Source organism: Enterococcus sp. BWT-B8 (assembly GCF_020567625.1).
Taxonomy (GTDB): Bacteria; Bacillota; Bacilli; order Lactobacillales; family Enterococcaceae; genus Enterococcus_L.
On sequence record NZ_JAJDJV010000016.1, the window covers coordinates 42,587 to 65,226 of the forward strand.

Annotated in this window: 17 protein-coding genes and 1 CRISPR repeat array; of the genes, 2 read left to right on the top strand and 15 right to left on the bottom strand. The window is 39.0% G+C overall.

What is annotated here, in order from left to right; all coding sequences use genetic code 11:
- Positions 1–533 precede the first annotated feature (533 nt).
- From LI951_RS13345 to LI951_RS13355, 3 genes are read right to left on the bottom strand one after another with little or no spacing between them, the layout of a single operon-like run.
- Positions 534–1,487, bottom strand: a complete 954-nt coding sequence (locus tag LI951_RS13345) for a beta-galactosidase small subunit (protein WP_229442514.1) — start codon at positions 1,485–1,487, stop codon at positions 534–536.
- Positions 1,468–3,345 (bottom strand): glycoside hydrolase family 2 TIM barrel-domain containing protein, encoded by a 1,878-nt coding sequence (locus LI951_RS13350; RefSeq protein ID WP_229442528.1) that lies wholly within the window; start codon positions 3,343–3,345, stop codon positions 1,468–1,470. The genes LI951_RS13345 and LI951_RS13350 overlap by 20 nt, the downstream gene beginning before the upstream one ends.
- 25 nt (positions 3,346–3,370) lie before the next feature.
- The gene (locus tag LI951_RS13355) at positions 3,371–5,578 is read right to left on the bottom strand and encodes an alpha-galactosidase (protein WP_229442515.1); all 2,208 of its coding nucleotides are present in this window, start codon (positions 5,576–5,578) and stop codon (positions 3,371–3,373) included.
- Between the two features lie 109 nt (positions 5,579–5,687).
- Between LI951_RS13355 and LI951_RS13360 the strand changes: the two genes are divergently transcribed.
- Positions 5,688–6,719, top strand: a complete 1,032-nt coding sequence (locus LI951_RS13360) for a LacI family DNA-binding transcriptional regulator (RefSeq protein ID WP_229442516.1) — start codon at positions 5,688–5,690, stop codon at positions 6,717–6,719.
- A 125-nt stretch (positions 6,720–6,844) separates the two neighbouring features.
- On the opposite strand, the gene LI951_RS13365 is transcribed toward LI951_RS13360, so the two are convergent.
- From LI951_RS13365 to LI951_RS13415, 11 genes are all read right to left on the bottom strand, one after another.
- Positions 6,845–7,249: a DUF1149 family protein gene (locus LI951_RS13365; protein ID WP_202066961.1), complete on the bottom strand. Its 405-nt coding sequence runs from the start codon at positions 7,247–7,249 to the stop codon at positions 6,845–6,847.
- Between the two features lie 75 nt (positions 7,250–7,324).
- Positions 7,325–8,668 (bottom strand): PFL family protein, encoded by a 1,344-nt coding sequence (locus tag LI951_RS13370; RefSeq protein ID WP_202066960.1) that lies wholly within the window; start codon positions 8,666–8,668, stop codon positions 7,325–7,327.
- 44 nt (positions 8,669–8,712) lie between these two features.
- Positions 8,713–8,982, bottom strand: a complete 270-nt coding sequence (locus tag LI951_RS13375; RefSeq protein ID WP_202066959.1) for an ACT domain-containing protein — start codon at positions 8,980–8,982, stop codon at positions 8,713–8,715.
- 222 nt (positions 8,983–9,204) lie between these two features.
- Positions 9,205–9,600: a MerR family transcriptional regulator gene (locus LI951_RS13380; protein WP_229442517.1), complete on the bottom strand. Its 396-nt coding sequence runs from the start codon at positions 9,598–9,600 to the stop codon at positions 9,205–9,207.
- 427 nt (positions 9,601–10,027) lie between these two features.
- Positions 10,028–10,459, bottom strand: coding sequence for a hypothetical protein (locus LI951_RS13385; RefSeq protein WP_229442518.1), 432 nt, complete (start codon positions 10,457–10,459; stop codon positions 10,028–10,030).
- Positions 10,460–10,876: 417 nt separating this feature from the next.
- Positions 10,877–11,131 carry a metal-sensitive transcriptional regulator gene (locus LI951_RS13390; protein ID WP_202066945.1) on the bottom strand — a complete coding sequence of 85 codons (255 nt, stop codon included), beginning with the start codon at positions 11,129–11,131 and terminating at the stop codon, positions 10,877–10,879.
- Positions 11,131–11,427, bottom strand: coding sequence for a rhodanese-like domain-containing protein (locus LI951_RS13395; protein ID WP_229442519.1), 297 nt, complete (start codon positions 11,425–11,427; stop codon positions 11,131–11,133). Before LI951_RS13395 ends, LI951_RS13390 begins: the two co-directional genes overlap by 1 nt.
- Positions 11,427–13,079 carry an FAD-dependent oxidoreductase gene (locus LI951_RS13400; protein WP_229442520.1) on the bottom strand — a complete coding sequence of 551 codons (1,653 nt, stop codon included), beginning with the start codon at positions 13,077–13,079 and terminating at the stop codon, positions 11,427–11,429. The genes LI951_RS13395 and LI951_RS13400 overlap by 1 nt, the downstream gene beginning before the upstream one ends.
- Positions 13,079–13,393, bottom strand: coding sequence for a rhodanese-like domain-containing protein (locus LI951_RS13405; RefSeq protein ID WP_202066942.1), 315 nt, complete (start codon positions 13,391–13,393; stop codon positions 13,079–13,081). Before LI951_RS13405 ends, LI951_RS13400 begins: the two co-directional genes overlap by 1 nt.
- A gap of 187 nt (positions 13,394–13,580) precedes the next feature.
- Entirely contained in the window at positions 13,581–14,663 is a 1,083-nt protein-coding gene (locus tag LI951_RS13410; RefSeq protein WP_229442521.1) for an endonuclease/exonuclease/phosphatase family protein, read from the bottom strand.
- A 148-nt stretch (positions 14,664–14,811) separates the two neighbouring features.
- Positions 14,812–15,645 (bottom strand): HAD-IIB family hydrolase, encoded by an 834-nt coding sequence (locus LI951_RS13415; protein ID WP_229442522.1) that lies wholly within the window; start codon positions 15,643–15,645, stop codon positions 14,812–14,814.
- Positions 15,646–16,688: 1,043 nt separating this feature from the next.
- On the opposite strand from LI951_RS13415, the gene LI951_RS13420 reads away from it, so the two are divergent.
- Positions 16,689–17,159, top strand: coding sequence for a DUF1307 domain-containing protein (locus tag LI951_RS13420; protein WP_202066939.1), 471 nt, complete (start codon positions 16,689–16,691; stop codon positions 17,157–17,159).
- Between the two features lie 132 nt (positions 17,160–17,291).
- Positions 17,292–18,765: direct repeats of the CRISPR family, unit length 30 nt; unit sequence ATTTACATTACACTCTGTTTAGATTAAAAC.
- A 341-nt stretch (positions 18,766–19,106) separates the two neighbouring features.
- Here LI951_RS13420 and nifJ read toward each other — a convergent pair.
- The gene (gene nifJ, locus LI951_RS13425; protein ID WP_229442523.1) at positions 19,107–22,634 is read right to left on the bottom strand and encodes a pyruvate:ferredoxin (flavodoxin) oxidoreductase; all 3,528 of its coding nucleotides are present in this window, start codon (positions 22,632–22,634) and stop codon (positions 19,107–19,109) included.
- Between the last annotated feature and the right edge of the window lie 6 nt (positions 22,635–22,640).

The window sequence follows — 22,640 nt, forward strand, 5'->3', positions numbered from 1 at the left end:
TCAGACATGCGACGAGCATTCGAAGAAGCGTAGGAGCACGTTCTTACACGCCCTCCATGATTCGAGAATCGAAACGAAGTCCTTCAATTCTTAGTGGCTTTGCCATTTAGAAATTGATGAGATCGAAACGAAGTCCTTCAATTCTTAGCGGCTCTGCCGTTTAGAAATTGATGAGATCGAAACGAAGTGTAGTGTAGTGTAGCGAGAGCTGTAGACGCAGAAAAACGGCTACAGTGTACTGTTTTGTCTCGAGAATCATTAGACTCGCAGAGACAGCAGTTCTTCTACGCTCCGCTACGTATACAGTTCTACTACATCAAGTGAGCTGGTTTCATTCAAGGAATACTTATCGAAACTACGCATACCATTCTGCTAAAGTGTGAATATAAGCAGAAGCGGCAAAGTAGAACTAGCACTTGTCGGTCCTAATCTGTGCCGAGTAATCGCAGGCAATATCTTGGAAATAAGGAAGAACACTTCTATCACGACCTCTTTTCAGCTTCAACACCTTTTATCTTACCTGTCCCTCGATTCTACTTAATAACAAATGAAAATTCGTAATCTTTTTCTGCATTAATCCGATAGTCTTCTTCTACTTCCGCCCCCCAGCTGTCAATTCCGCCTACGCCTCGAACCTTCGCCAGCATTAGCAGAACTGTTCGTCTTTCAGGCGGCAGTTCCTCTATGTGCGTAGCGTTTTCCAGTTCTTCCGCCTTAAACGGCAGTGCTGAAAAGGCAAATGAATCCTCCAGCTGCTCAAATCGTAAAGAAAACTCTTCGTGATCCCGATCCGCATTATTCAATGTGCTGTCCCGAATAATTTCCAGCCATTTCGTCCCCATGTGTACGCCGCAATCCTGAGGAACTAAATACGGTGTAACCGGCAAGCCTTCTACTTCATAGGTTCCCGGTATTCCCCCAGCCATTCTGTCCGGATATGTTTCTCCTGACAGACCTTCGTAATTAAACCGTTTTGCTTTCGTAGGCATAATAAAGCGCAATCCCAAAAGCGGCAGCTCCGGCAGACCTTTTTTTCCAAAGTAATGCATCACTACATATATTTCTCCCTCTTGATTTACACGATAAGAAACATCCACAGTCGTTTGGGGAACCGTTGTAGTTTCAAGAGAAAACACAATCTCCACTGTCTCTGCATACTCCTGCCCCGTATACTGATTATTAACAGGTGCAACAGGCAGCTCTATTCTATTTTCATCAACGATCACACGGATATTCCGGACATTCATAAACAAATCAGCACCTAGCCACATGGAAGATTTAGAAGAAAACTTATTGCCGCGGTCGTTATCTGTCGTCGCCCGCCAAAAAGCAGGCAGCGTTTCTCTGTACAACCATTCCTTGCCGCTTTTATTTAATGATTCCAGTCCGCCTCGAGTGTAAGAAAAAATATAATGAAAGTCCGCTCCCTTAACACCCAATGTACAATCACCGAAAACAAGTCTCAGTTTATTTGCTGTATTTTCCATAGTAATATCTTACCTCCTGTAATGCTGGTTTTTCCTGTCCATCCGCAAAAACAATCCCATTTCCGGAAAACTCATAATCGCTTGGTCGATCATCAAAATCTCCACCATACCGCAATACTTCACGTCCGGTAATTTCATCTTTTCTTAATAATGCCTGATCTTTAAAATCCCAAATATAACCACCCTGGTACATCTCATATTGATCCAAAAGCTCCATATATGATTTTAAGCCGCCCAGTGAATTTCCCATGTCGTGCATAAATTCGCATAAAATAAACGGTTTTTGCGGTCTATTCTCCAAGTACTGTCTGATTTCATCTGGTGCGGCATACATGCGGCTCTTCATATCAGAGATAGAGCTTTCAAATACTGGATTATGGACGTTTCCTTCATAATGAACCAATCGGCTCGGATCAGCTGTTTTAAAGTACTCATTCATTTTTCTAATATTTTCCTCAGCATAGGATTCATTTCCCAGAGACCAGAACAAAATACTTGTATGATTTTTGAATGTTTCAAAATTCGTCTTTGCCCGATCAAGAACAACATCCAGCCATTGAGGAATAGCTCCTGGAACATTATAAGACGGCTCAACAGCCCCCATTTTTTGCCAGGAGCCATGAGATTCAAGGTTTGTTTCAGCCATCAGGTGAATTCCAGCCTGATCGCAAAGATAGTACCAGGCAATCTGATTCGGATAATGAGCGGTACGAACCCCATTAATATTCGCTTGAAGAATTGTTTTAATATCCGCTTTCATATTTTCTTTGGTAATAGCTCTTCCGGTTCGCTCATTCCATTCATGACGATTCACTCCATTGATCACTAATCGCCTACCATTTAGGTGCATTATTTTATTCTTAAGCTCAATCGTTCTAAAGCCAAATGGATAGTGCACATACTCTGTTACATTTCCATCCTTGTCAAATGTTTCCAGCTCCATCCTGTAAAGATTCGGTTTCCTGTAATCCCAAAGCTGCACATTTCTGAACAGCTCTGTCTGAATTGTCAGCTTATCCTCGACAGTTCCAGACTGTTTAAAAATGCTGCTGCCTTCTGTATCAAGAATACTGACAGTAAATGTACTGTCCTTTTGGATATTCTGAAATTGAAAATCTATTTCCACTTTTCCATGCTGATAATCAGCAGTCAGCTGAGGTTTAATCCAGAGGTCCTGTAAATGGTTATCTCCTGCAGCAATCAGAACTACATCACGAAAGATACCAAAGAAACGGAAAAAATCCTGATCTTCAAGAAATGCAGCTGTACTTCTTTTATGCACCTCTACAGCAAGAATATTCTCATCTTCCAAATAAGGCGTTAAATCAAATTCAGACGGTGTAAAGGAATCCTCTGAGTATCCAACAAATTCTCCGTTCAACCAGACGAACATCGCCTCCTCCACACCTTCAAAACGAATGGAAATTCTTTTCCCTGTCAGTCCTTTATCTAACTGAAAATTTGTCAGATAGGAGCCTACTGGATTATAGTCTGACTCTGAAAACATTCCTTTAGCAAAATCTGGATCTGCTGTTGTGAATGCCGGTCTTCTAAATTCATGTCCTTCCCATGGGTACATCGTATTAATATAATGGAGCTTGTCATAACCTGCCAATTCAATATGCCCCGGTACAGTGATCAAATCAAATCCGCCTGCATCAAAATCTTTCATGTAAAAATCAGCAGGACGCTCTTTTGTATTCTTCGAGTAAAAGAATTTCCACTGTCCATTCAGTAATTGTTCTCTCGAACTTTCCTGCTCTTCTTTCGATCCGAAACATTGATGATCACTATGTGCATTTAGCTGATTGACTCTGAAAATTTGCGGATCATCTAACCATTTAATTTCTGCTTTCATCATTATTCATTCCTTTTCATCTTCTTTAAATCTTAGTAAAGTACAGCAGTTCTGTTTGGAAATCTCCATAAAAATCAGGATAATACAAACCCACAGTCATTAATTCGCTGCCTGAGAACTTATTCCCTGTTTTTTTCTCAACATAAACTGCGCTTTCTTCAAGTCCTGCCAGTCTCACTTCGTTAAATACCGGCTGTGCTGAAGCAAGTATTCGTCCTAAAAATAGAACAGCTTCCTCTTTATTTGGAGAAACAAACATCCAAGCAGCTGTATTTCCTTCAAATGGACTGCTCAACCGATAAAATTCTCCGTATTGCACCGTTTGACGAAGCTGCCTGTAGTGTTCAATTTGCAGCCTTGTTATCCGTTTTTCTTCTTCCGTCAACTGTGTAAGATCCAGCTCATAGCCAAGTACTCCGCCCATTGCCACATCGCCTCGTGTCTTCAGACTTGTTTCTCGTCCAGTTTGGTGATTCGGTGATGCAGATACATGAGCCGTCATTGCTGAGACTGGATAAGCCAGACTTGTTCCATATTGAATTCTCATCCGTTCGACAGCATCAGTATTATCACTTGTCCATGATTGAGGCATATAATAAATCAGCCCAGCATCAAAGCGTCCTCCTCCGCCTGAACAGCCTTCCCAAAGAATCTCCGGATAATCAGCAATTAAGTGCTCCATCAGCTCATACACACCCAGCATATAGCGGTGCATCACTTCTCCCTGATTCTCTCCCAGTGCTGCTGAAAATGTGTCTGATAGCGAGCGGTTCATATCCCATTTAATGTAATCGATTTCAACAGTATTAAGGATACTCCTCAACTGCTTTTCAATCGCCTGTCGTACCTCTTCCCTTGAAAAATCAAGAACATGCTGATCCCTTGAGGACGAGGGTGTACGCCCCGGCTCCTGCATCAGATAGTCTGGATGCTTCCGGTAAAGCTCAGAGTCGATGGAAATCATCTCAGGCTCCAGCCATAAGCCAAACTGCAGACCTTGCTGATGCACATAATCGGCAATCCCCTTTAATCCATTTTTCAGCTTTCCCTGATATTCAAACCAGTCCCCCAGTGAAGAATTATCACTGTCTCTTTTTCCGAACCAGCCATCATCCAGAACGAACATTTCAATCCCAAGCTCTTTTGCCTCATCAACAATCGCATGAAGCTTCTCACTGGTAAAATCAAAATAGGTGGCCTCCCAGTTATTCACAAGAATTGGACGTTCCTTATATTGAAACCTCCCTCTTGCCACCCTCTCTCGTAAAAGATGATGATTCACCTGACTCATTTTGTTCAGCCCATGAGCAGAATAGGATAGAATCATTTCCGGGGTTTGGAATGACTTGCCCGAAGCTAGTTTCCAGGAGAAGAGATGACTGTTAATCCCGCCGACAATCCGCAGCTGATCAATGGCATCCTTTTCCAGCTCAAAGGCATGATTTCCTGAGTACACAAAATTAATTCCGATTGCTTCTCCGGTAAATTCCGTTGTATGCTTATCAACGACTGCAATGAAGCTGTTCATATGGTGACTGCTGGTACCGCGGCGACTTTCAATCACTTTTCTGCCCGAAGTAATTGCCTGACGGGAAATTTGACGTTCCTGTACATGGGCACCCGGCAACGCAATCACTTCATTAAACCGTCCGGAGTTAGTGAAGTCCAGCTGCAACGAGGCAAGCTTTTCAATTTGAATTGGCTCACCGCTTTCGTTTCGAACATTTACAGATCGAATAATTACTGCCCTGTCCGCATAAATCGTATAAAGTAAGTCGATATAAATAGCTAATTCACGATCCTTCAATGTAATTATCAGTGTTTCTGCCTCTTCTTCAGCTAAAATATAGGTTTGAGGTAATCCGGTTAACCGAGGTTTTCCTTGCTGAATTGAATAGGAATCGAAACGTAAATCCAGCAGTGTTGACCCATTCCTTCTGCGTATAATGGAAGCCGGCGTTCGAAAATCCATTTCTCCATTTGTTGAATATTCCTGCGGCAATGTATCTTTTGAAAACGAGCGATCCGCATTCAAAGGGACATCTCCAGAAAATCCGCGATCTCTTCTAGGATAATTTTTTTTATCGCCATAGCCTGCGACACATTTTCCAAAATAAATATGAGCCAGAACTTCACTTTCCTCAATTTTCATCAGATAGGTAATCTCACTGTTTGTAAGCTCAAATACACGACTCTTCTTATCAAAGGAAATCAAGTTTTTTTTACTTCTCATTTCATCTCACCTTTCTCAAAATAAACAGTATTATTTCCTTTCTGCTTCCTGTATACTGTTTACTAAACAAATATGTCAAGAAGAAAATGAAAAAGAAAGGAAGTTTTTTATGGTTGGAATCAGAGATGTCGCAAGAAGAGCCAATGTTTCTCCTGCCGCTGTCTCCAGAGTATTAAACGAAGACAAAACCATCAGCATTGCCCCGGAAACACGAAAACGAATTCTGGCAGCAGCAGAAGCTCTTGATTACAACATCAACAGACGAAAATATACCAAAAAGAGAATGCCCTCAATCGGTGTCATTTCCACTATCAGCAAAGCCAGCGAAGAACAGGATATCTATTACAGAGAATTGAGAGTGGGTCTGGAAGAAGAGGCAAGACGACTCCATTTAGGGATGAATCGAATCTACAACTTGTCTGACAATCCAAAACAGTGGACAGACCTGGACCAGTTGGGTGCAATTATCGTAGTAGGTACGATTACAAATGATTCCATTACTCAGCTTCTTAAACAAAATAAAAACCTGATCGTTGTCGATAATCCTGACATACAGCAGGAAGTCGATATGGTCTATGGAGACTTGGAACGGATGACAACATCTGTCTTGACTCTTTTGCTGGAAAATGATCACAGGGATATTGCTTATATAGGTGGTTACCGTGTGGATTTAGATGAATTCGGAGGAAAAATAGTCACACAATTTGAAAAAAGAATGAGGGCTTACCTTCATTTCATGCAGGATAATCAGCTTGAAAAATTTATTGATTATCGGCTGGGATTGTGGACTGAGCAGGATGGGGAAAGGCTCACAGAGGAATTATTAAAAGAACGCCAAAATCATCTGCCCACCGCCATCCTTGTCGGCAGTGATCCAATGGCAGTCGGAGTGTACAGCGCATTGAACAAAGAAAATATAGTAATCGGCAAAGAAATTCAAATCATCAGCTTTGATAATCTTGAGGTGGCAGAAAAATTAAAGCCCGGTCTAACCAGTATTCAGATTAACGCAAAATCAATCGGTAAAGCTGCCGTTCGAATGGCGCTTGAACGCATTGACAATCTTCGAGAGGAATACATCATCATGACCTATCCTACAAAGCTGGTGATCAGAGACAGCTTCAATCCTGATAGAAAATAGAGTTTTAAATTCAATATATCAAAAAAACTGTACGTATCTGATACATAAATCGATACGTACAGCCTTTTTTTAATTAAATAATTCCAAACTAAAACAGCCCTGCATTTCTTCAAGCTTTTTTCAGCTTACTTCTCGTCTTCCTGCTGTTCCGGCTGGCCTGACTGGAAGTTCAGCTGAATCCCCGGTTTATCCAAAGCAATTTCAGTTACTTCGTATGCAAGTCGCTGGATAATACTGAATAATGGTTCAATCAGCTCATCAACATCTGCCTGAGACAAATCTGACTGCTTTTCAATTTTTTGATTAATGATGTGTGAAATCTGACTGGCAGATCCTGACAGCACAAATTCGTCAAATGCCAGACGAAACTCCAAACGGGCTGCAATAATTGTATTTTCAGCAGGATAATTTTCATCCTTGGATTCAATAGGTGAAAATCCTACACGCAATTCTGTTTTAACTTCCGTTTCCGGTGCACGCATATCATAGTGAAATGCTTCTACTACTTCTTGCTGACGTTTAATTTCCAAATTAATTCACTCTCCTTCGAAAGTATTATAACATATCTAAATTATGTTTATTGTTCAAATGGAGCGAATATTCGACTAATTTTTAAACGAATGAATGGGTGCCGGAATTCTCCCGCCGCGTAAAATAAAGTCAGTCGATGCATACGAGTTCACTTTCATCACCGGTGCTCTGCCCAGCAGTCCCCCAAACTCAACCATATCGCCAACCTTTGTTCCTTTGGCAGGAATAATCCGTACAGCTGTTGTCTTGTGATTAATCACACCTATTGCCGCTTCATCTGCAATCATTGCTGCAATTGTTTCAGCAGAAGTTTCCCCAGGAATGGCAATCATATCCAGTCCTACAGAGCAAATTGCCGTCATTGCTTCCAGCTTTTCAAGGTTTAAGGCACCATTGTTCACTGCATCAATCATTCCTGCATCTTCAGAAACCGGAATAAAAGCACCCGAAAGTCCGCCGACATGATTACAGGCCATAACTCCGCCCTTTTTCACAGCATCGTTTAATAGTGCAAGAGCAGCTGTCGTTCCATGTGTTCCCACACTTTCTAATCCCATCTCTTCCAGAATATACGCAACACTGTCTCCAACTGCAGGAGTCGGAGCAAGAGATAAATCAACAATGCCAAATGGAACATTCAGACGTTCCGAAGCAATCCTTCCGACCATTTGTCCCATACGGGTAATCTTGAACGCAGTCTGCTTCACTACTTCTGCCACTACATCAAACGGCTCGCCCTTTACTTTTTCCAACGCCCGTTTCACCACGCCTGGACCGCTGACTCCTACATTGATTACACAATCAGCTTCTCCCACTCCATGGAAAGCCCCAGCCATAAACGGGTTGTCTTCAACAGCATTTGCGAAGACGACTAATTTGGCACAGCCCATATCAGATTTTGCAGCAGTTTCTTTAATCACATAGCCCATGTGACGAACTGCATCCATATTGATCCCCGCTCTCGTTGAGCCAATATTTACAGATGAACAGACAAAATCTGTTTCAGCCAATGCCTGTGGAATAGAATTGATTAAACGGTCATCGCCGAACTGATAACCTTTTTCAACAAGAGCACTGAATCCTCCGATAAAATTCACACCAACAGTCCGAGCCGCATGATCAAGCGCTTTGGCATATTTCACGTATTCATCATCAGCGCTCGCTGCGGCAATGATACTGATTGGTGTCACTGAAATTCGTTTATTGATAATTGGAATACCATATTCCGCTTCAATTTCTTCACCAACGCTGACTAGATTCTTTGCCAGACGAGTAATTTTGTCATAGATTTTCCGGCAGGCTTCATCGCTGTCGCTATCAATACAGTCCAACAACGAAATCCCCATTGTAATGGTACGAATATCCAGATTCTCTTCTTCAATCATTCGAATCGTTTCTAAAATTTGCTTTGTTTCCAAATCGTTCACCTCTATTTTAAATGAATGGATGTTTTTCCTTACGTTTACAGCTTATGCATAACATTGAAAATTTCTTCATTTTGAATGCTGATCTTCACGCCCAACTCATTACCAAGCAAATTCAATGTTTCACGAATCTCTTCAAAATTCGTTCCTTCTTTCGCCAAAGAAAGAATCATCATCATTGTAAAATATTCATCCATAATTGTTTGAGATACATCCAGAATATTGATACCCAATTCTGCCAGTTTTGTACTGACTCCTGCAATAATCCCTACTTTGTCCTTACCAATTACTGTTAACACCGCTCGCATCATTCAGCCTCCTCATTTGTTTGTCCTATTATAGCATATTCTCTGAAAATAACTGCGAAAATCATGAACAAACCACCAAAATAATTAGATAACGTTCGTGTTTCAAATATATCCCCTGTAATCAGCAAAAATGCCGCTTCTCGCAGAGGCAGAATGCCACACAGCTTGAAACGACAGTCTTCTAATCACGTTAAGGTCTATTTGAAAATTTATGCTGTCACCTCAATTCCCAACACTTGCTTTCACACGACCATTTTTCTTATCCCGCTTTTTTATATTTCCTTCTGTCAACTTCATTTTATAGTGAATATACTCTAAGGTTGCCTGCAGCTTCTCCAGCTGTTTGATGGTTTCGGTCTCCTGAACTTTTAGCAGCTCCAGTCGCTCCTCCAGCGTTTCTTCTCCTTCTTCGTATAAATCAAAATATCTTTTTATAGATTCCAGGCTCATGCCGGAACCTTTCATACACAAAATAAAATCGATACGGCTTAAATCTTCTTCACTATAATTTCGTATCCCACTGACACGCTCCACATAGTCAAGCAAGCCAATTTTTTCATAATAACGCAGTGTGGATAAAGACAAATTATACTTTTTGCTTACTTCATTAATCTTCATATATCTTTCCCCCTCTATTATCGGTAATTCAAAATATATTCGCCTAAAGCCTCCAAATCCTTGATATACAAAGATTCATTACCAGTGTTTGTTCTCTCCTTCATAACAATCCAGTTATGCTATCTTAGGCAGCAAAGCGAACACCTTACACTGAGCAGCATTGAGCTTCAATAATTGTTCTGACATATTTTTTTTCTGCATTTTTTATCACCCGAATGCTCAATGACGTAGGCTCTTTGTCAAGTGTATCAGCTATTTAATCGTTCAGTTTTTCATAGATTTTTTTGAGTTAACCTATTATCTAATATTCTATCAGAAAATCTTACTGAATCACCGTACAATGTGAAAAAATAGGAAATTTTAGCAATAAAAAGGTGACAATTACCTATTGCAGATAACTATCACCTTCTATTCATTTTAAGTAGTCCTATACTTTTTTGTTAAATTGCGTTTTACATCTGGAACAGGTAACTTTGATAGTTCCTTTATTTTTAGGGGCTCTCAAATGCTGATGGCATTCAGGACAGGAAAAGTACGTATACGTCTTTCTATTTTGAATCCGCTCTTTCAAGTATCCAAATTTCTTCTTTTCTTTGTTCATCCATACGATATATTTCTGATTTTCATTCGACCGTCTATAGATTTTCTTTGAAAAGAAACGGTAATAAACTAATGCCAGAATAATGAACGCCGCCCATCTTAAAATATTCGTGCCGAAGAACAGGTTAATCAATATCAAAGCGAGACTGACAACTAGCAGACTTCGACTCAGAGAATCAAATACCCCATAGCGTCCCCGCATATATTTTTGCAGTTTCATATTCCATTTCGACAGCCATCTAAACCATGTATTTCCCATCTTATCGCCTCTTTCTTCTTCCTTAATCTTACAGGAATGAAAAAAATCTGCAACTTGCTTTAAAAGAAAGCAGGAAAGCTTAACGAATATTTTCTATTTTACTGATGCGCAGAAGTTTTACCAGGTCAAAAATGACTATTTTTACTATTAGTGAAAAAGCAACGCATGAATCAAGGATTCTAAAATTCATCTCTCCAAGAGGGAAATTCTGTCGATCTCTCCATTTTAGCCCTGTTCTCTATTTATTTTTACAGGAGAGAAAGAATTAAAGTCAATGATGTTGAATAATTCGTTTACTTACGCATAGCAGAAAATCCTATCAAATCAATAATTTCTACTGCAAATTTGACTATTCTAACAAAAAATCTGTCGATCTCCCCATATTTTTACACTATCGGAGGTCAACAGATTCTATTTTTATCTAGTTTTTATTATCATTTCCAGCGCTTTTTCAACATCTTCACTGGTTAAATCGATGTCTTTTTCCTGCATGCACTGTACAAGATTTTCTGTTACAACCAGACCAATAACTTTGTCGATACTGGACCGAACAGCCATCAGCTGCGTCACAACTTCCCGGCAGTCTTTTCCTTCTTCCATCATTTTAAGAATACCACGTACCTGTCCTTCCGACCGTTTCAGTCGATTCGCTATCTTTTTATCACATTCCATTACACGATATCTCCTCTCCAGGCTGACATGCCGCCCATGATATTTGTCGTTGTAAATCCTTTAGACCCTAAAAGCTGACAAGCCAGTTGTGAACGTGAGCCCGAGTGACAGATAACGTAGTAATCTTTATCTTTTTCCAATCTCTCAGCTGTTTCAGAAAAAACGCTTAATGGTATATTTACAGCCCCATCAATGTGTCCTGATTGAAACTCATCTTCTTCCCGGACATCTAGAATATTCACATTCTTTTTCTTTATCAGCTGTTCAAATTCTGGAATCATCATTGTTTGATACACTATTTTATTACCTCCCCGGGATATACGGCGCTATAGATTTGAAATGCTCCATCAAGATTTTTCACATCAAATCCATTGTTCTTTAAAATTCTTTCTGCCAGATAGCTCCGCTGTCCACTTTGACAGCTGACAATAATCTGCTTATCCTTTGGAAGCTCATTCAACCGAGTTCTAAGTTCATCCAATGGAATATTAATATCTTCTCCAATGCTCCCATTATTTTTTAGTTCCTCTGTATTTCGAACATCCAGTAATACAGCCCCCGCTTTTCTTGCTTCTTTCAATTCATAAAACTGAATATTATCTGAAATACCTTCTACAATATTCAACGCTGCATAGCCAATCATATTTACCGGATCTTTAGCTGATCCAAATGGCGGAGCATAAGTAAATTCCAGCTCTGGAAGATCCATAACGGTCAAATCTGCTTTAATTGCTGTTGCCAAAATGTCAATTCGTTTATCTGCGCCATCTTTACCAATTGCCTGCGCCCCATATATTTTACCACTAATTGGATTAAATAATAGCTTCAAGATAATAGGCTGACTACCAGGAAAATATCCAGCATGACTTTTTGCCACGATGTGAACGACCTTATAATTCAGATTCAGGGCCTTTAACTGCCGCTCATTTAAGCCGGTACTTGCTGCAGCCAGGTCAAAAACTCTGACAACTGCCGTACCGATGCTTCCTTTATTTTTTCTGTCAATATTTGAAATCACATCTGCAACCTGTCTTCCCTGACGATTGGCAGGGGAAGCCAGAGAAATCATTGCTTCTGTTCCGGATATTTGCTGTTTGACAACAATTGCATCTCCCACAGCAAAAATATCTTCATCTGTTGTCTGATACTTCTCATTTACTAAAATACCTCCACGCAAGCCCATCTCCAGACCTACTTCAACAGCCAGTTTGTTCACAGGTTTTATACCGATGGAAAGGATTGTAAAATCACTTGTGAGTTCCTTTCCATTACTTAGCTTAAGAGTTTTACCATTTGCTTTAAACTCTTGCACTGCCGCATTCGTCATCACGTTTATTCCAGCTTCCTTCAACCGATTTTCCACAAAAACTGCCATCTCAGGATCTAAAGGAGGCAGCAGCTGAGGAGCTGCTTCAACAATTGTCACATCCAAGCCCAAATATTTTAGATTCTCTGCCATTTCCAATCCGATAAAACCAGCTCCAATGACAATCGCTTTTTCAGGCTGTTTTGTCTTAATTTCTTCCGTAATTTTGTCTACATCAGGAACATTTCTTAAGGTGTAGACATTTTCAGCGTCCTGAAGTCCGCTGATTGGCGGCAGCAATGGCTCTGCTCCCGGCGAAAGTATCAGCTTGTCATAAGAGATTGCTTCTGTTTTTCCGTTTCTGTCAATCTGTACTGTTTTATGATGTCTGTCAATTTTAATAGCTTCTGTTTCTACCATTACATCAATATTGAATCGTCTTTTCAACTGCTCTGGAGTTTGCACTATTAATTCTTCACGCTCACTGATTTCTCCAGAAACGTAGTAAGGCAGCCCGCAATTTGCAAACGACACGTAAGGTCCTTTTTCCAAAACAATAATTTCTGCTTCTTCAGACAGACGTCTTAATCTGGTTGCAGCTGACATTCCGCCTGCTACTCCGCCGATAACCACTACTTTCATTAATAATTTCCTCCCTTAACTGCACCCTGCCAACGGATCATACCGCCTTTTACATGGACTGCCTGAATTTTTCTTTTTTCTAAATTCTTTACTGCCCGTTTACTTCTGATTCCTGACTGACAGATGACATATATTGGTGGATCTGTTTTCGGTTTATATCCAGATATTTTTCCAAGCGGAACGTTCACTGCACCGGGGATATGGCCGCCTGAAAATTCAGCCTTTTCCCGAACATCTATGATTGTTAACGTTTCAGCCAGCTTCTTTTCCAGATCCTTTCCTGATATAGACGGTGTACGATTAAATAGAAACATACGCTCTCTCCTTTTTATACCCCTACGGGTATTCATTAATGATACTATAATTGACAAATACAGCTTTGTAAAGAAAGAAGTTTATCCCTCAAATTCCTGATAATTCTTTTCTATAGAAAAAAACACTGAAATCTTAAAGACCTCAGCGTTTTTTGAGTTATTCAATTTTGTTAAATAGAAGCTCGAATTAATTTGATTCCTTCAATTTAAATGTCATCGTTACTGGGTGATGATCTGAATACTGGAAGGATTCATCCAATACTTTTGTTTCCAGTGCCTCAACATTGTCTGATACGATAAAACCGTCAATTAGAGCTACGAATGATTTTCCTTTTTCATAAGGGGTATCCAGGTTTCTGGTTGATGGTACAGGCTCCCCGTCATCAGTGAAATCAGTGACTGCCAGTCCCTCCGGCAGATCTTCTTTAGGGAATGGCTGCAGCCATGAATAATCTTTGCTTGTGTCATTTCCAAATGTTTTAGAAGAAGAAGGGAGCAGATCATGATTAAAGTCCCCTCCGCAAACAACATAATTCCCGTTTTTATATTCATTTTCCATATGGTCAAACAATGTCATAATTTGGTTCTTTTGAATTTCTTCGTCTTTCATGTAGGCTGATAAATGAACATTGTACAACATCATTTTCTTGCCGTTTGCTACATCAATTTCTGAAACGGTAAACGCACGGTCCAAATCAAAGAATTTATTAAACGACGTTTCTATAGGCAGGCTATAGCGAATACTTGAATTTATTTTTGTGTTGCTTAAACTTAAAATACCTGATTTAGATTTACCAATCGGATCTAGTACCGGATACATTAAATAGGCTGAATCGTAGTTGGTTGCTGAAACAGCAGAATAGTCGCCAAAGCTGTCGCTGATCATTTTTACTTCATTCACACCATGACTTCTTGTTGCTTTTTCATCCACTTCCTGAAGTACTGCAAAATCTGCATTAATTCGTTCAAGGGTTTTGACTACTCCTTCAATATTTTCATTTACAGATTCCTTACTTCGAGCTTTTGATTCTTTTCCGCCATCCATAAAGAATGTATAGTCCGGAGGGTATGCGCCATACCCAATATTAAAGGTGACTGCAGTATATTCTTTATCCGTTTCCACCTGACTATCTTTCGCTTTTTGTTCAACCTTAAGTATCAGATCATCTTCTATGCGGGAATAACCAAAAAAGACATAGCCTACATAAATCACGACTACTAACAGCATCACTCCAAGGATTGATCCAATAATTATCATTGCTTTTTTCATTTTTTTACTCCTTTTATTTTCTGATTTATTCATTACTCCAAATGATAGCAAAAAACAAAGACAGGAACCAGCTTTTCGCCCTGTCTTACTAACTCTTAATTTTATCTGTTTGTTTATTATTCGACAATCAGACTTCAATCCTAATAGCCTATTCTATGGAACACCCCTCAGTAAACACCTCTGCAACCATAGAAATCTGATGATTTGCGTACTTTTTGACTCCTTCTTCGGCATGAGTCATTGCATATGAATTTGGGAAGCAGCGGAACATACTAATATCGTTGTACGAATCTCCTACAACGGCTACCTCTGTTGCTTTAATTCCAAATTGCTCAACCAGAGAACTTACTGCAGCTCCTTTATTCACACTTTTTGGGTTAATATCAATGGTATATGGACTGGTGATTTGATAGTTTACTTCTTCATCTGCCAGAACTCTGTGAAGTCTCTCCATGTCTTTACGCAAATCATTTACATTTTCTCGAACCACGCAAATATTCGCAGGATTTTCCGGATGAGCGAACTTTTCCGTTATCTCCATTTTTTCTACAACATTACCAAATGCCTGTTCCATCAGTTCATCAGAGACATACGACTCATACGTATGCTGGTTTAGCGTTGAACAGCTGAATGGCAGATTTAAGCTGCGCAATTTTGCATAAATCCTTTTTGACTGTTCTTCTGAGAAGAAATCCTCCGCTGCTATATTGCTTTCACGATCCATTGCAAATGAACCATTTTGAACGATCTTATAACTTTTTGAAAACAACTCGTCTCCAAGAACAGAACGCACATCTTCCAATAAGCGTCCTGTTGCTACACAAAACAATCCACCAGCTTCAATAAATTCACTGATTGACTGATGGTTGCGTTCCGGTAATCCTTTTTTTGAAGGAGTATAGGCAGCATTGTCACTTTCTTCATAAGTCAATGTTCCATCCATATCGCAGACTAACAATTTAATTTTTTTGAATTGATCCATTATTGCTCCTTTCGCGATTCAAGAAGATATATTGATAGATAGCTATTTCTTTTACCAAATTATAAATTACATTAAAAAATAGTCTGTACATGATGTTCAATAATAGAAAATTTTAACTTGTATGCTCCAATAGTGATTACTTGGACTTGCTGTATTAATTGTTCTCTGACTTCCATCAGAGCAAAACCAAAAGATTTTCACCTTTCCATTGCAGAAAATTTTCTATTGATGGACTATCCTCAATCATACTTAGCCCTCAGATTTTATCTACAGGGCTGGTCTCCATCAGAACTCTGTTTTTCGTGTCCTGCAAAAATTTCATTAGGCTGTCGTCCTGATTGAACTTTAGATAGTTGCTCTGCTTTACAATCATGAACTTTTCTTTATCTCTAAACTGACAAGACCACCATTGACTGAAGCAGCATTTTGAAACCGAGCCGTCCTTTCCATCCCGATGCCTCTAAAAGAAAATGTACGTTAACTTCTTTTTTTAATCTTCAGATTCTGCACCTTCCCTAAGTTTCAAGCAATTCTATTCTGCTTCTTTAATTATATCAACTAATTTTGACCATTATTCACAGCTATTATTTATCCCCTTACAAAAATAATTATACTAGAGAAAAGATTGAAATAGAAAAGATTTTTCAATAAAAAAGTCTCTCTATAATATTTTTCTCAAAAAATTACGATTTTTGAAAAAAGCTGAGATTGAATGATTCATTCAGGTCTGATAAACTAAAGTTTGTTATAAAATAAATGGTAACTCAAAAGAATCTATGAAAAACTGACCAATTAAATAACTATAACATTTAACAAAAAGCCTATATTATTGAGCATTACGGAGTTAAAAAATGCGTATCAAAACAATTATTGCAGCTCAATACTGCTCAGTGTAAAGTGTTCACTTCGATACCTAAAATAACATAATTAAATTGTTATAAGGGAAGAAGAACGAAACAGGTTATGAATTCTTGCGTATCAAGGATTTGGAGGTTTTAGGCGAATATATTTTGAATTACCAAATAAATAAAAGGGGTTCAATAATGAAAAAATACTTGAAAGCATCAATAATTATGTTGCTTGCTTTGCTTTTCACAGCATGCGGAAATGGTGGGGGTGCAAAAGCTGAAACCAGCACCTATACAGTCGAGATTGAGGGTGCAACTATGGAAGCGATCTTCACACATGAAGGAGATAAGTTGATCAAAGTTGACCAAAAAATGGACTATCCGTACTCTTATTTTGGGTATGAGGATGGATATTTCATTGATGATGAAACCAAGGAAGCTCTTGAAGAAAGAGTTCGTTCTATGTACGAGGCTTATGAAGATGGAGAAGGTACTTCTATGGACATGAAATTTACAGATACAACATTACTACTTACAATGTCCGTTGACCTTGAAAAAGCAGATGCTTCCACACTTGGACTTGCAGTAAGTGACGACTCAGATAATGTCAGCTTCAAAAAAACTGTTGAAGATTTTGAAGCACAGGGATTTACAAAAAAGAAATAGATTATATAAAGCTAAGACAAACTGCGTCTTGGCTTTTTTTATTTGAGCTGAATCAATATATTAGCTTATGAGAAAAACACTCTGTTTAGATTAAGACCAACAAGTCAATGAGAAAACAGTTGACATTGAAACGTTTACATTACATTATGTTTAGATTAAAACGTTAATCAAAAGTATTACGATCTATTTTAAAAGGATTTACATTACACTCTGTTTAGATTAAAACCTATGATTGCATCAACATCATATAGTTCTAAAAATTATTTACATTACACTCTGTTTAGATTAAAACACAAGGCAGAAACGCTGCATCATATCTATTATCGATATTTACATTACACTCTGTTTAGATTAAAACATACGTCCATATTATCAGCTCCTTTTTGTATGAAGGATTTACATTACACTCTGTTTAGATTAAAACGTATGTGCAAAGATGTCATACAACACTAGTCGTAGTATTTACATTACACTCTGTTTAGATTAAAACATGTTTCTACCGTAATGCTTATTAAAATTATTCAAATTTACATTACACTCTGTTTAGATTAAAACATACCACCACCAAAAAACACATGATCTTGAAAAAAATTTACATTACACTCTGTTTAGATTAAAACGGAAGCACTAGAGACGTTAACGCTTGAAATACAATCATTTACATTACACTCTGTTTAGATTAAAACGACGGCTTCTGAACAGTTTCAACTTGACGTTTTGCTATTTACATTACACTCTGTTTAGATTAAAACGAAGTATAGAAATCTGTTTTGAAGGTGCCGAAAACAATTTACATTACACTCTGTTTAGATTAAAACCAAAGGCAATGTGATTGCTGAACTTTTTGATAGAAAATTTACATTACACTCTGTTTAGATTAAAACGTCTGTCATTTGATTTACTGATTCTTTTAAATCAGCATTTACATTACACTCTGTTTAGATTAAAACGGCATAATAACGTTTACTATCGAATTGAGATAGGAATTTACATTACACTCTGTTTAGATTAAAACAGGAAAGGAGCTGTAAGTATGTGTGAAAAAAATTTATTTACATTACACTCTGTTTAGATTAAAACAAATTAGATGTGTTCAGATGACGTTATATATATTAATTTACATTACACTCTGTTTAGATTAAAACTCCACGAAAAGTCTTGTAGAACCAAAAAAAACGAATTTACATTACACTCTGTTTAGATTAAAACCAATAACAACTACCGTCATCGACTGAAGCATTGGAATTTACATTACACTCTGTTTAGATTAAAACTTGAAAGGAAGAGTTATCACGTTTGTCTGTCTACCTTATTTACATTACACTCTGTTTAGATTAAAACGAATACGCCATTAAACTACCTACACTACCTTTTTTTAATTTACATTACACTCTGTTTAGATTAAAACGTCTGTCATTTGATTTACTGAATCTTTCAAATCGGCATTTACATTACACTCTGTTTAGATTAAAACTAGCAATTCGTTTAAAGCTGTTTCAACCTCTTTTGAATTTACATTACACTCTGTTTAGATTAAAACATTATCAGTCGTGGAAAGCTTCAAATTTCAATTAGAATTTACATTACACTCTGTTTAGATTAAAACCCACCCGATTTCACCTCTTGCTAAATAAGGGTTTCTAGCGGCTATTCTGTCGATCTCTTTTTCTGAATCATTCTACCCTTACATTTTAAACTACATATATTACAAAAGTCAATTTGCTGAAAAGATATTTCTTTTTCCATAATTAAATTTTTGATCCTTAAACTCCGGAAAATCAGCGTTTTCTATTCAAAACATTCTATTTCAAAGAAAAGTCTGTCGATCTCCCTGTATTTATGCGCTATCGGAGATCGACAGACCATTTACTACTTATCATTTTCCTTACTGTTGAAGAACTTCAAATAGGATTGTAAGTATTTCTTTTTAATCAATATCTCCAATTCTTATTTCTTCAATAACTGAGTATAGCTTTCTGAGCGTTCTTCCATGTCCGTAACTGTCTGATGAAGCATTTGTTCCACTTCAATTTCATCCTGTTTTATATTACGCAATGCTGAGAAACGTACCTGACTGCGCAGGAAATCTTCCATTTTTGAGAAGTCTGCTTTTTTAAAGTCTACACGCATTGGATCCTTGCCTTTTGCTCTTAGACGAGGATCATGACGATAAAGCGGCCAGTATCCTGATTCAACTGCATCTTTCGCAACTTTAATGGACTGACTCATGCCACCACGCTGACCATGATTGATACATGGAGTATAGCCGATAATCAAAGATGGTCCCGGATAGCTTTCTGCCTCTGTTATTGCTTTCAAAGCCTGAGCCGGATTTGCTTCAATGGAAATTGATGCTACATACACATCCCGGTAAGCCATTGCCATTAAACCAAGATCTTTTTTCTTTGTCTTTTTCCCGCCGGCAGCAAATTTCGCAATCGCTGAGGTTGGAGTGGCTTTAGACATCTGCCCACCAGTATTAGCATAAACTTCATTATCCATTACGAAGATATTTACATCTGCTCCTGTAGCCAGAACATGGTCGATTCCGCTGTAGCCGATATCATATGCCCAGCCGTCTCCGCCAAGCATCCACTGACTTGGTTTTGCAAACATTTCTTCATGATTCAAAATCTCTTTCACTCGATCATCTCTATCTTCACGAAGAGCCTGAGCCAGTTTGGCAGCCCGCTGCTGTGTCCCTTCTCCTTCAGCTGCATGATCCAGCCAATCCTGCATTTGTGCCTGTGTTGTTTCAGATCCGTAGCCGTTGTCAACTGCTTTTTGCAGCAGCACAGCCAAACGCTTACGCTTGGTTTCATTCGCAATATACATACCTAACCCATATTCTGCATTATCTTCAAACAATGAATTGCTCCAAGCAGGTCCTTTGCCCTCTGCATTTACAGTATAAGGTGTAGCTGGGGCAGACGCACCCCAAATCGATGAACAGCCGGTAGTATTAGCAATCATCATACGATCCCCATAAAGCTGAGTAAGCAGTTTAACATATGGTGTTTCACCACAGCCTGCACAAGCTCCCGAAAATTCAATCAGCGGCTGTTCAAATTGAGAACCTTTGATTGAGAATTTTTTGATTGGATTTGCTTTTTGCCTCAAGGTCATCGCAAATGCCCAGTTCAGAGCCTGTTCTTTTTGCTCTTCGTATGATTTCATCACCAGCGCTTTATCTTTGGCAGGACACATTTCCACACAAAGACCACAGCCTGTACAATCTTCCAGAGAAACTTGGATACGGTATTCTAAATTATCCGGTCCTTTCATTGTCCTTGTGATGAAGCCTTCCGGTGTTTCTTCCATCTCTGCTTCATCTGCAAGGAACGGACGGATAGCCGCATGTGGACAAATAAAAGCACATTCATTACACATTGTACAGTTTTCAGGAATCCATTCCGGCACTTCCAATGCAATCCCACGTTTTTCATAGGCTGCAGTTCCCATCGCCATTTCGCCGCCCAACATACCGTTTTGAATCAAATCATTTACAGAAAGCTGATTGCCTTCCTGACGGTTTACGGGTTCCAAAATATTTCGAACGTAGGCAGGTTTATTACTTATCTCTGCCGCAGCTACTGGATTCTCCAGTGTTTTCCATTCTTCAGGTAAATCGACTTTCGTCAAGGCTGCAAAGGTTGCATCAATTGCTTCCCAGTTTTTTTCAACAATAGCCATTGATTTTTTCCCATAAGCTGCTTTTACTTCATCTTTAAGAAAAGGCAGGAATGTGCTGCGGTCCATGATATCTGTCACTTCAAAGAAAGCAGCCGACATCACTGTGTTAATTCGCCGTCCCAAGCCAAGACGCTGTGCAATTTCCATTGCATTGATAATGTAAAAGTTAATGCTATGTTCTGCAAGGTAGCGTTTCAACGATTTTGGTAAATGAGTTTTTACTCGTTCAACATCCCATACTGTATTCAACAGGAAGGTTCCGCCATCTCTTAGCCCTTTAACCAAATCATACTTATGAAGATATGCTGCATTATGACAACCGACAAAATCCGGACACTCTACATTATAGGTAGATAGAATCGGATCGTCACCGAAACGTAAATGCGAAACAGTCAGTCCACCTGATTTTTTGGAATCATAGGCGAAATAAGCCTGAGCATATTTATCTGTGTTATTTCCGATAATCTTGATTGCCTGTTTGTTTGCCCCAACTGTTCCATCTGAACCAAAGCCCCAGAATTTCGCCTGGAAAGTCGTATCTTTTGTAAGATCCAGCATTTCAGTCATTGGCAGAGATAGGTAAGTCACATCATCATTAATCCCAATTGTAAAGCGCTGTTTCAATTCATTTACTGGCAGCAGCAGATGATCAAACACAGACACAATATGATTTGGCGTTACATCTTTTGAAGCAATCCCGTAACGCCCGCCAATGATGATCGGACGATTTTCGTGACGGTAAAGAACACTTTGCACATCCAGCAATAACGGTTCACCATCTGAGCCAGGTTCTTTTGTCCGGTCCAGTACTGCCACACGTTCTACTTTTTTCGGCAATTTTTCCAACAAGTTTTCTGCAGGAAAAGGACGGTACAGGTGAACATCAATATGACCAACTTTTCTTCCCTGAGCATTCAGATAGTCTACTGTTTGCTGGATCGTTGGTGAAGCAGAACCCATGGAAATAATAACTTCAGTTGCTTCCGGATCACCATAATAGTTCATTAAATCATAATTAGTGCCGCGCAGATTATTAATTTTCTGCATGTATTTTTGTACAATCTTCGGCATTTCATCATAATAACTGTTCACTGTTTCTCTTTGCTGGAAATGAATATCAGGATTTTGTGCGGTTCCCGATACTGTAGGATGATTCGGGTTCATGCCTCTTTTTCTAAACCGCTCCAGTGCTTCCCAATTTACCATTTCCTTCAGTTCATCATAATCAAGTGCTTCAATTTTCTGCAGCTCATGGCTGGTACGGAATCCATCAAAGAAGTTCATAAACGGCAAACTGCCTTCAATACTCGCTAAATGTGCGACAGCAGATAAGTCCATGACCTCCTGCACACTTGATTCTGCCAGCATACAGAAGCCTGTCTGCCGTGCAGCCATCACATCACTGTGATCGCCAAAAATACTCAACGCATTGGTGGAAACTGCTCGAGCTGCCACATGAAATACTGTAGGAAGCAGTTCACCGGCGATTTTGAACATATTTGGAATCATCAAAAGCAGTCCCTGAGAAGCTGTATAGGTTGTTGTTAAAACGCCCGTTTTCAATGAACCATGAACCGTTCCTGCTGCTCCGGCTTCAGATTGCATTTCAATCAAATTGACTGTTTCCCCAAAAATATTCTTTAAACCATTTTCTGCCCATTCGTCTACAACCTCAGCCATGGTAGAACTTGGTGTAATCGGGTAAATTCCGGCTACTTCGGTAAAAGCATAGGAAATATAGGCTGCTGCTGTATTGCCATCCATTGTCTTCATTTTTCTCATTACTTT

Bases quoted from the DNA above. Each gene is read 5' to 3' on its own strand.
- LI951_RS13375 (WP_202066959.1), bottom strand. From the start codon at position 8,982: ATGCGAGCGGTGTTAACAGTAATTGGTAAGGACAAAGTAGGGATTATT.
- LI951_RS13410 (WP_229442521.1), bottom strand. From the start codon at position 14,663: ATGAAAAAAGCAATGATAATTATTGGATCAATCCTTGGAGTGATGCTG.
- LI951_RS13360 (WP_229442516.1), top strand. From the start codon at position 5,688: ATGGTTGGAATCAGAGATGTCGCAAGAAGAGCCAATGTTTCTCCTGCC.
- LI951_RS13415 (WP_229442522.1), bottom strand. From the start codon at position 15,645: ATGGATCAATTCAAAAAAATTAAATTGTTAGTCTGCGATATGGATGGA.
- LI951_RS13405 (WP_202066942.1), bottom strand. From the start codon at position 13,393: ATGTTTCTATTTAATCGTACACCGTCTATATCAGGAAAGGATCTGGAA.
- LI951_RS13390 (WP_202066945.1), bottom strand. From the start codon at position 11,131: ATGGAATGTGATAAAAAGATAGCGAATCGACTGAAACGGTCGGAAGGA.
- LI951_RS13400 (WP_229442520.1), bottom strand. From the start codon at position 13,079: ATGAAAGTAGTGGTTATCGGCGGAGTAGCAGGCGGAATGTCAGCTGCA.
- LI951_RS13385 (WP_229442518.1), bottom strand. From the start codon at position 10,459: ATGGGAAATACATGGTTTAGATGGCTGTCGAAATGGAATATGAAACTG.
- LI951_RS13380 (WP_229442517.1), bottom strand. From the start codon at position 9,600: ATGAAGATTAATGAAGTAAGCAAAAAGTATAATTTGTCTTTATCCACA.
- LI951_RS13350 (WP_229442528.1), bottom strand. From the start codon at position 3,345: ATGAAAGCAGAAATTAAATGGTTAGATGATCCGCAAATTTTCAGAGTC.
- nifJ (WP_229442523.1), bottom strand. From the start codon at position 22,634: ATGAGAAAAATGAAGACAATGGATGGCAATACAGCAGCAGCCTATATT.
- LI951_RS13345 (WP_229442514.1), bottom strand. From the start codon at position 1,487: ATGGAAAATACAGCAAATAAACTGAGACTTGTTTTCGGTGATTGTACA.
- LI951_RS13355 (WP_229442515.1), bottom strand. From the start codon at position 5,578: ATGAGAAGTAAAAAAAACTTGATTTCCTTTGATAAGAAGAGTCGTGTA.
- LI951_RS13420 (WP_202066939.1), top strand. From the start codon at position 16,689: ATGAAAAAATACTTGAAAGCATCAATAATTATGTTGCTTGCTTTGCTT.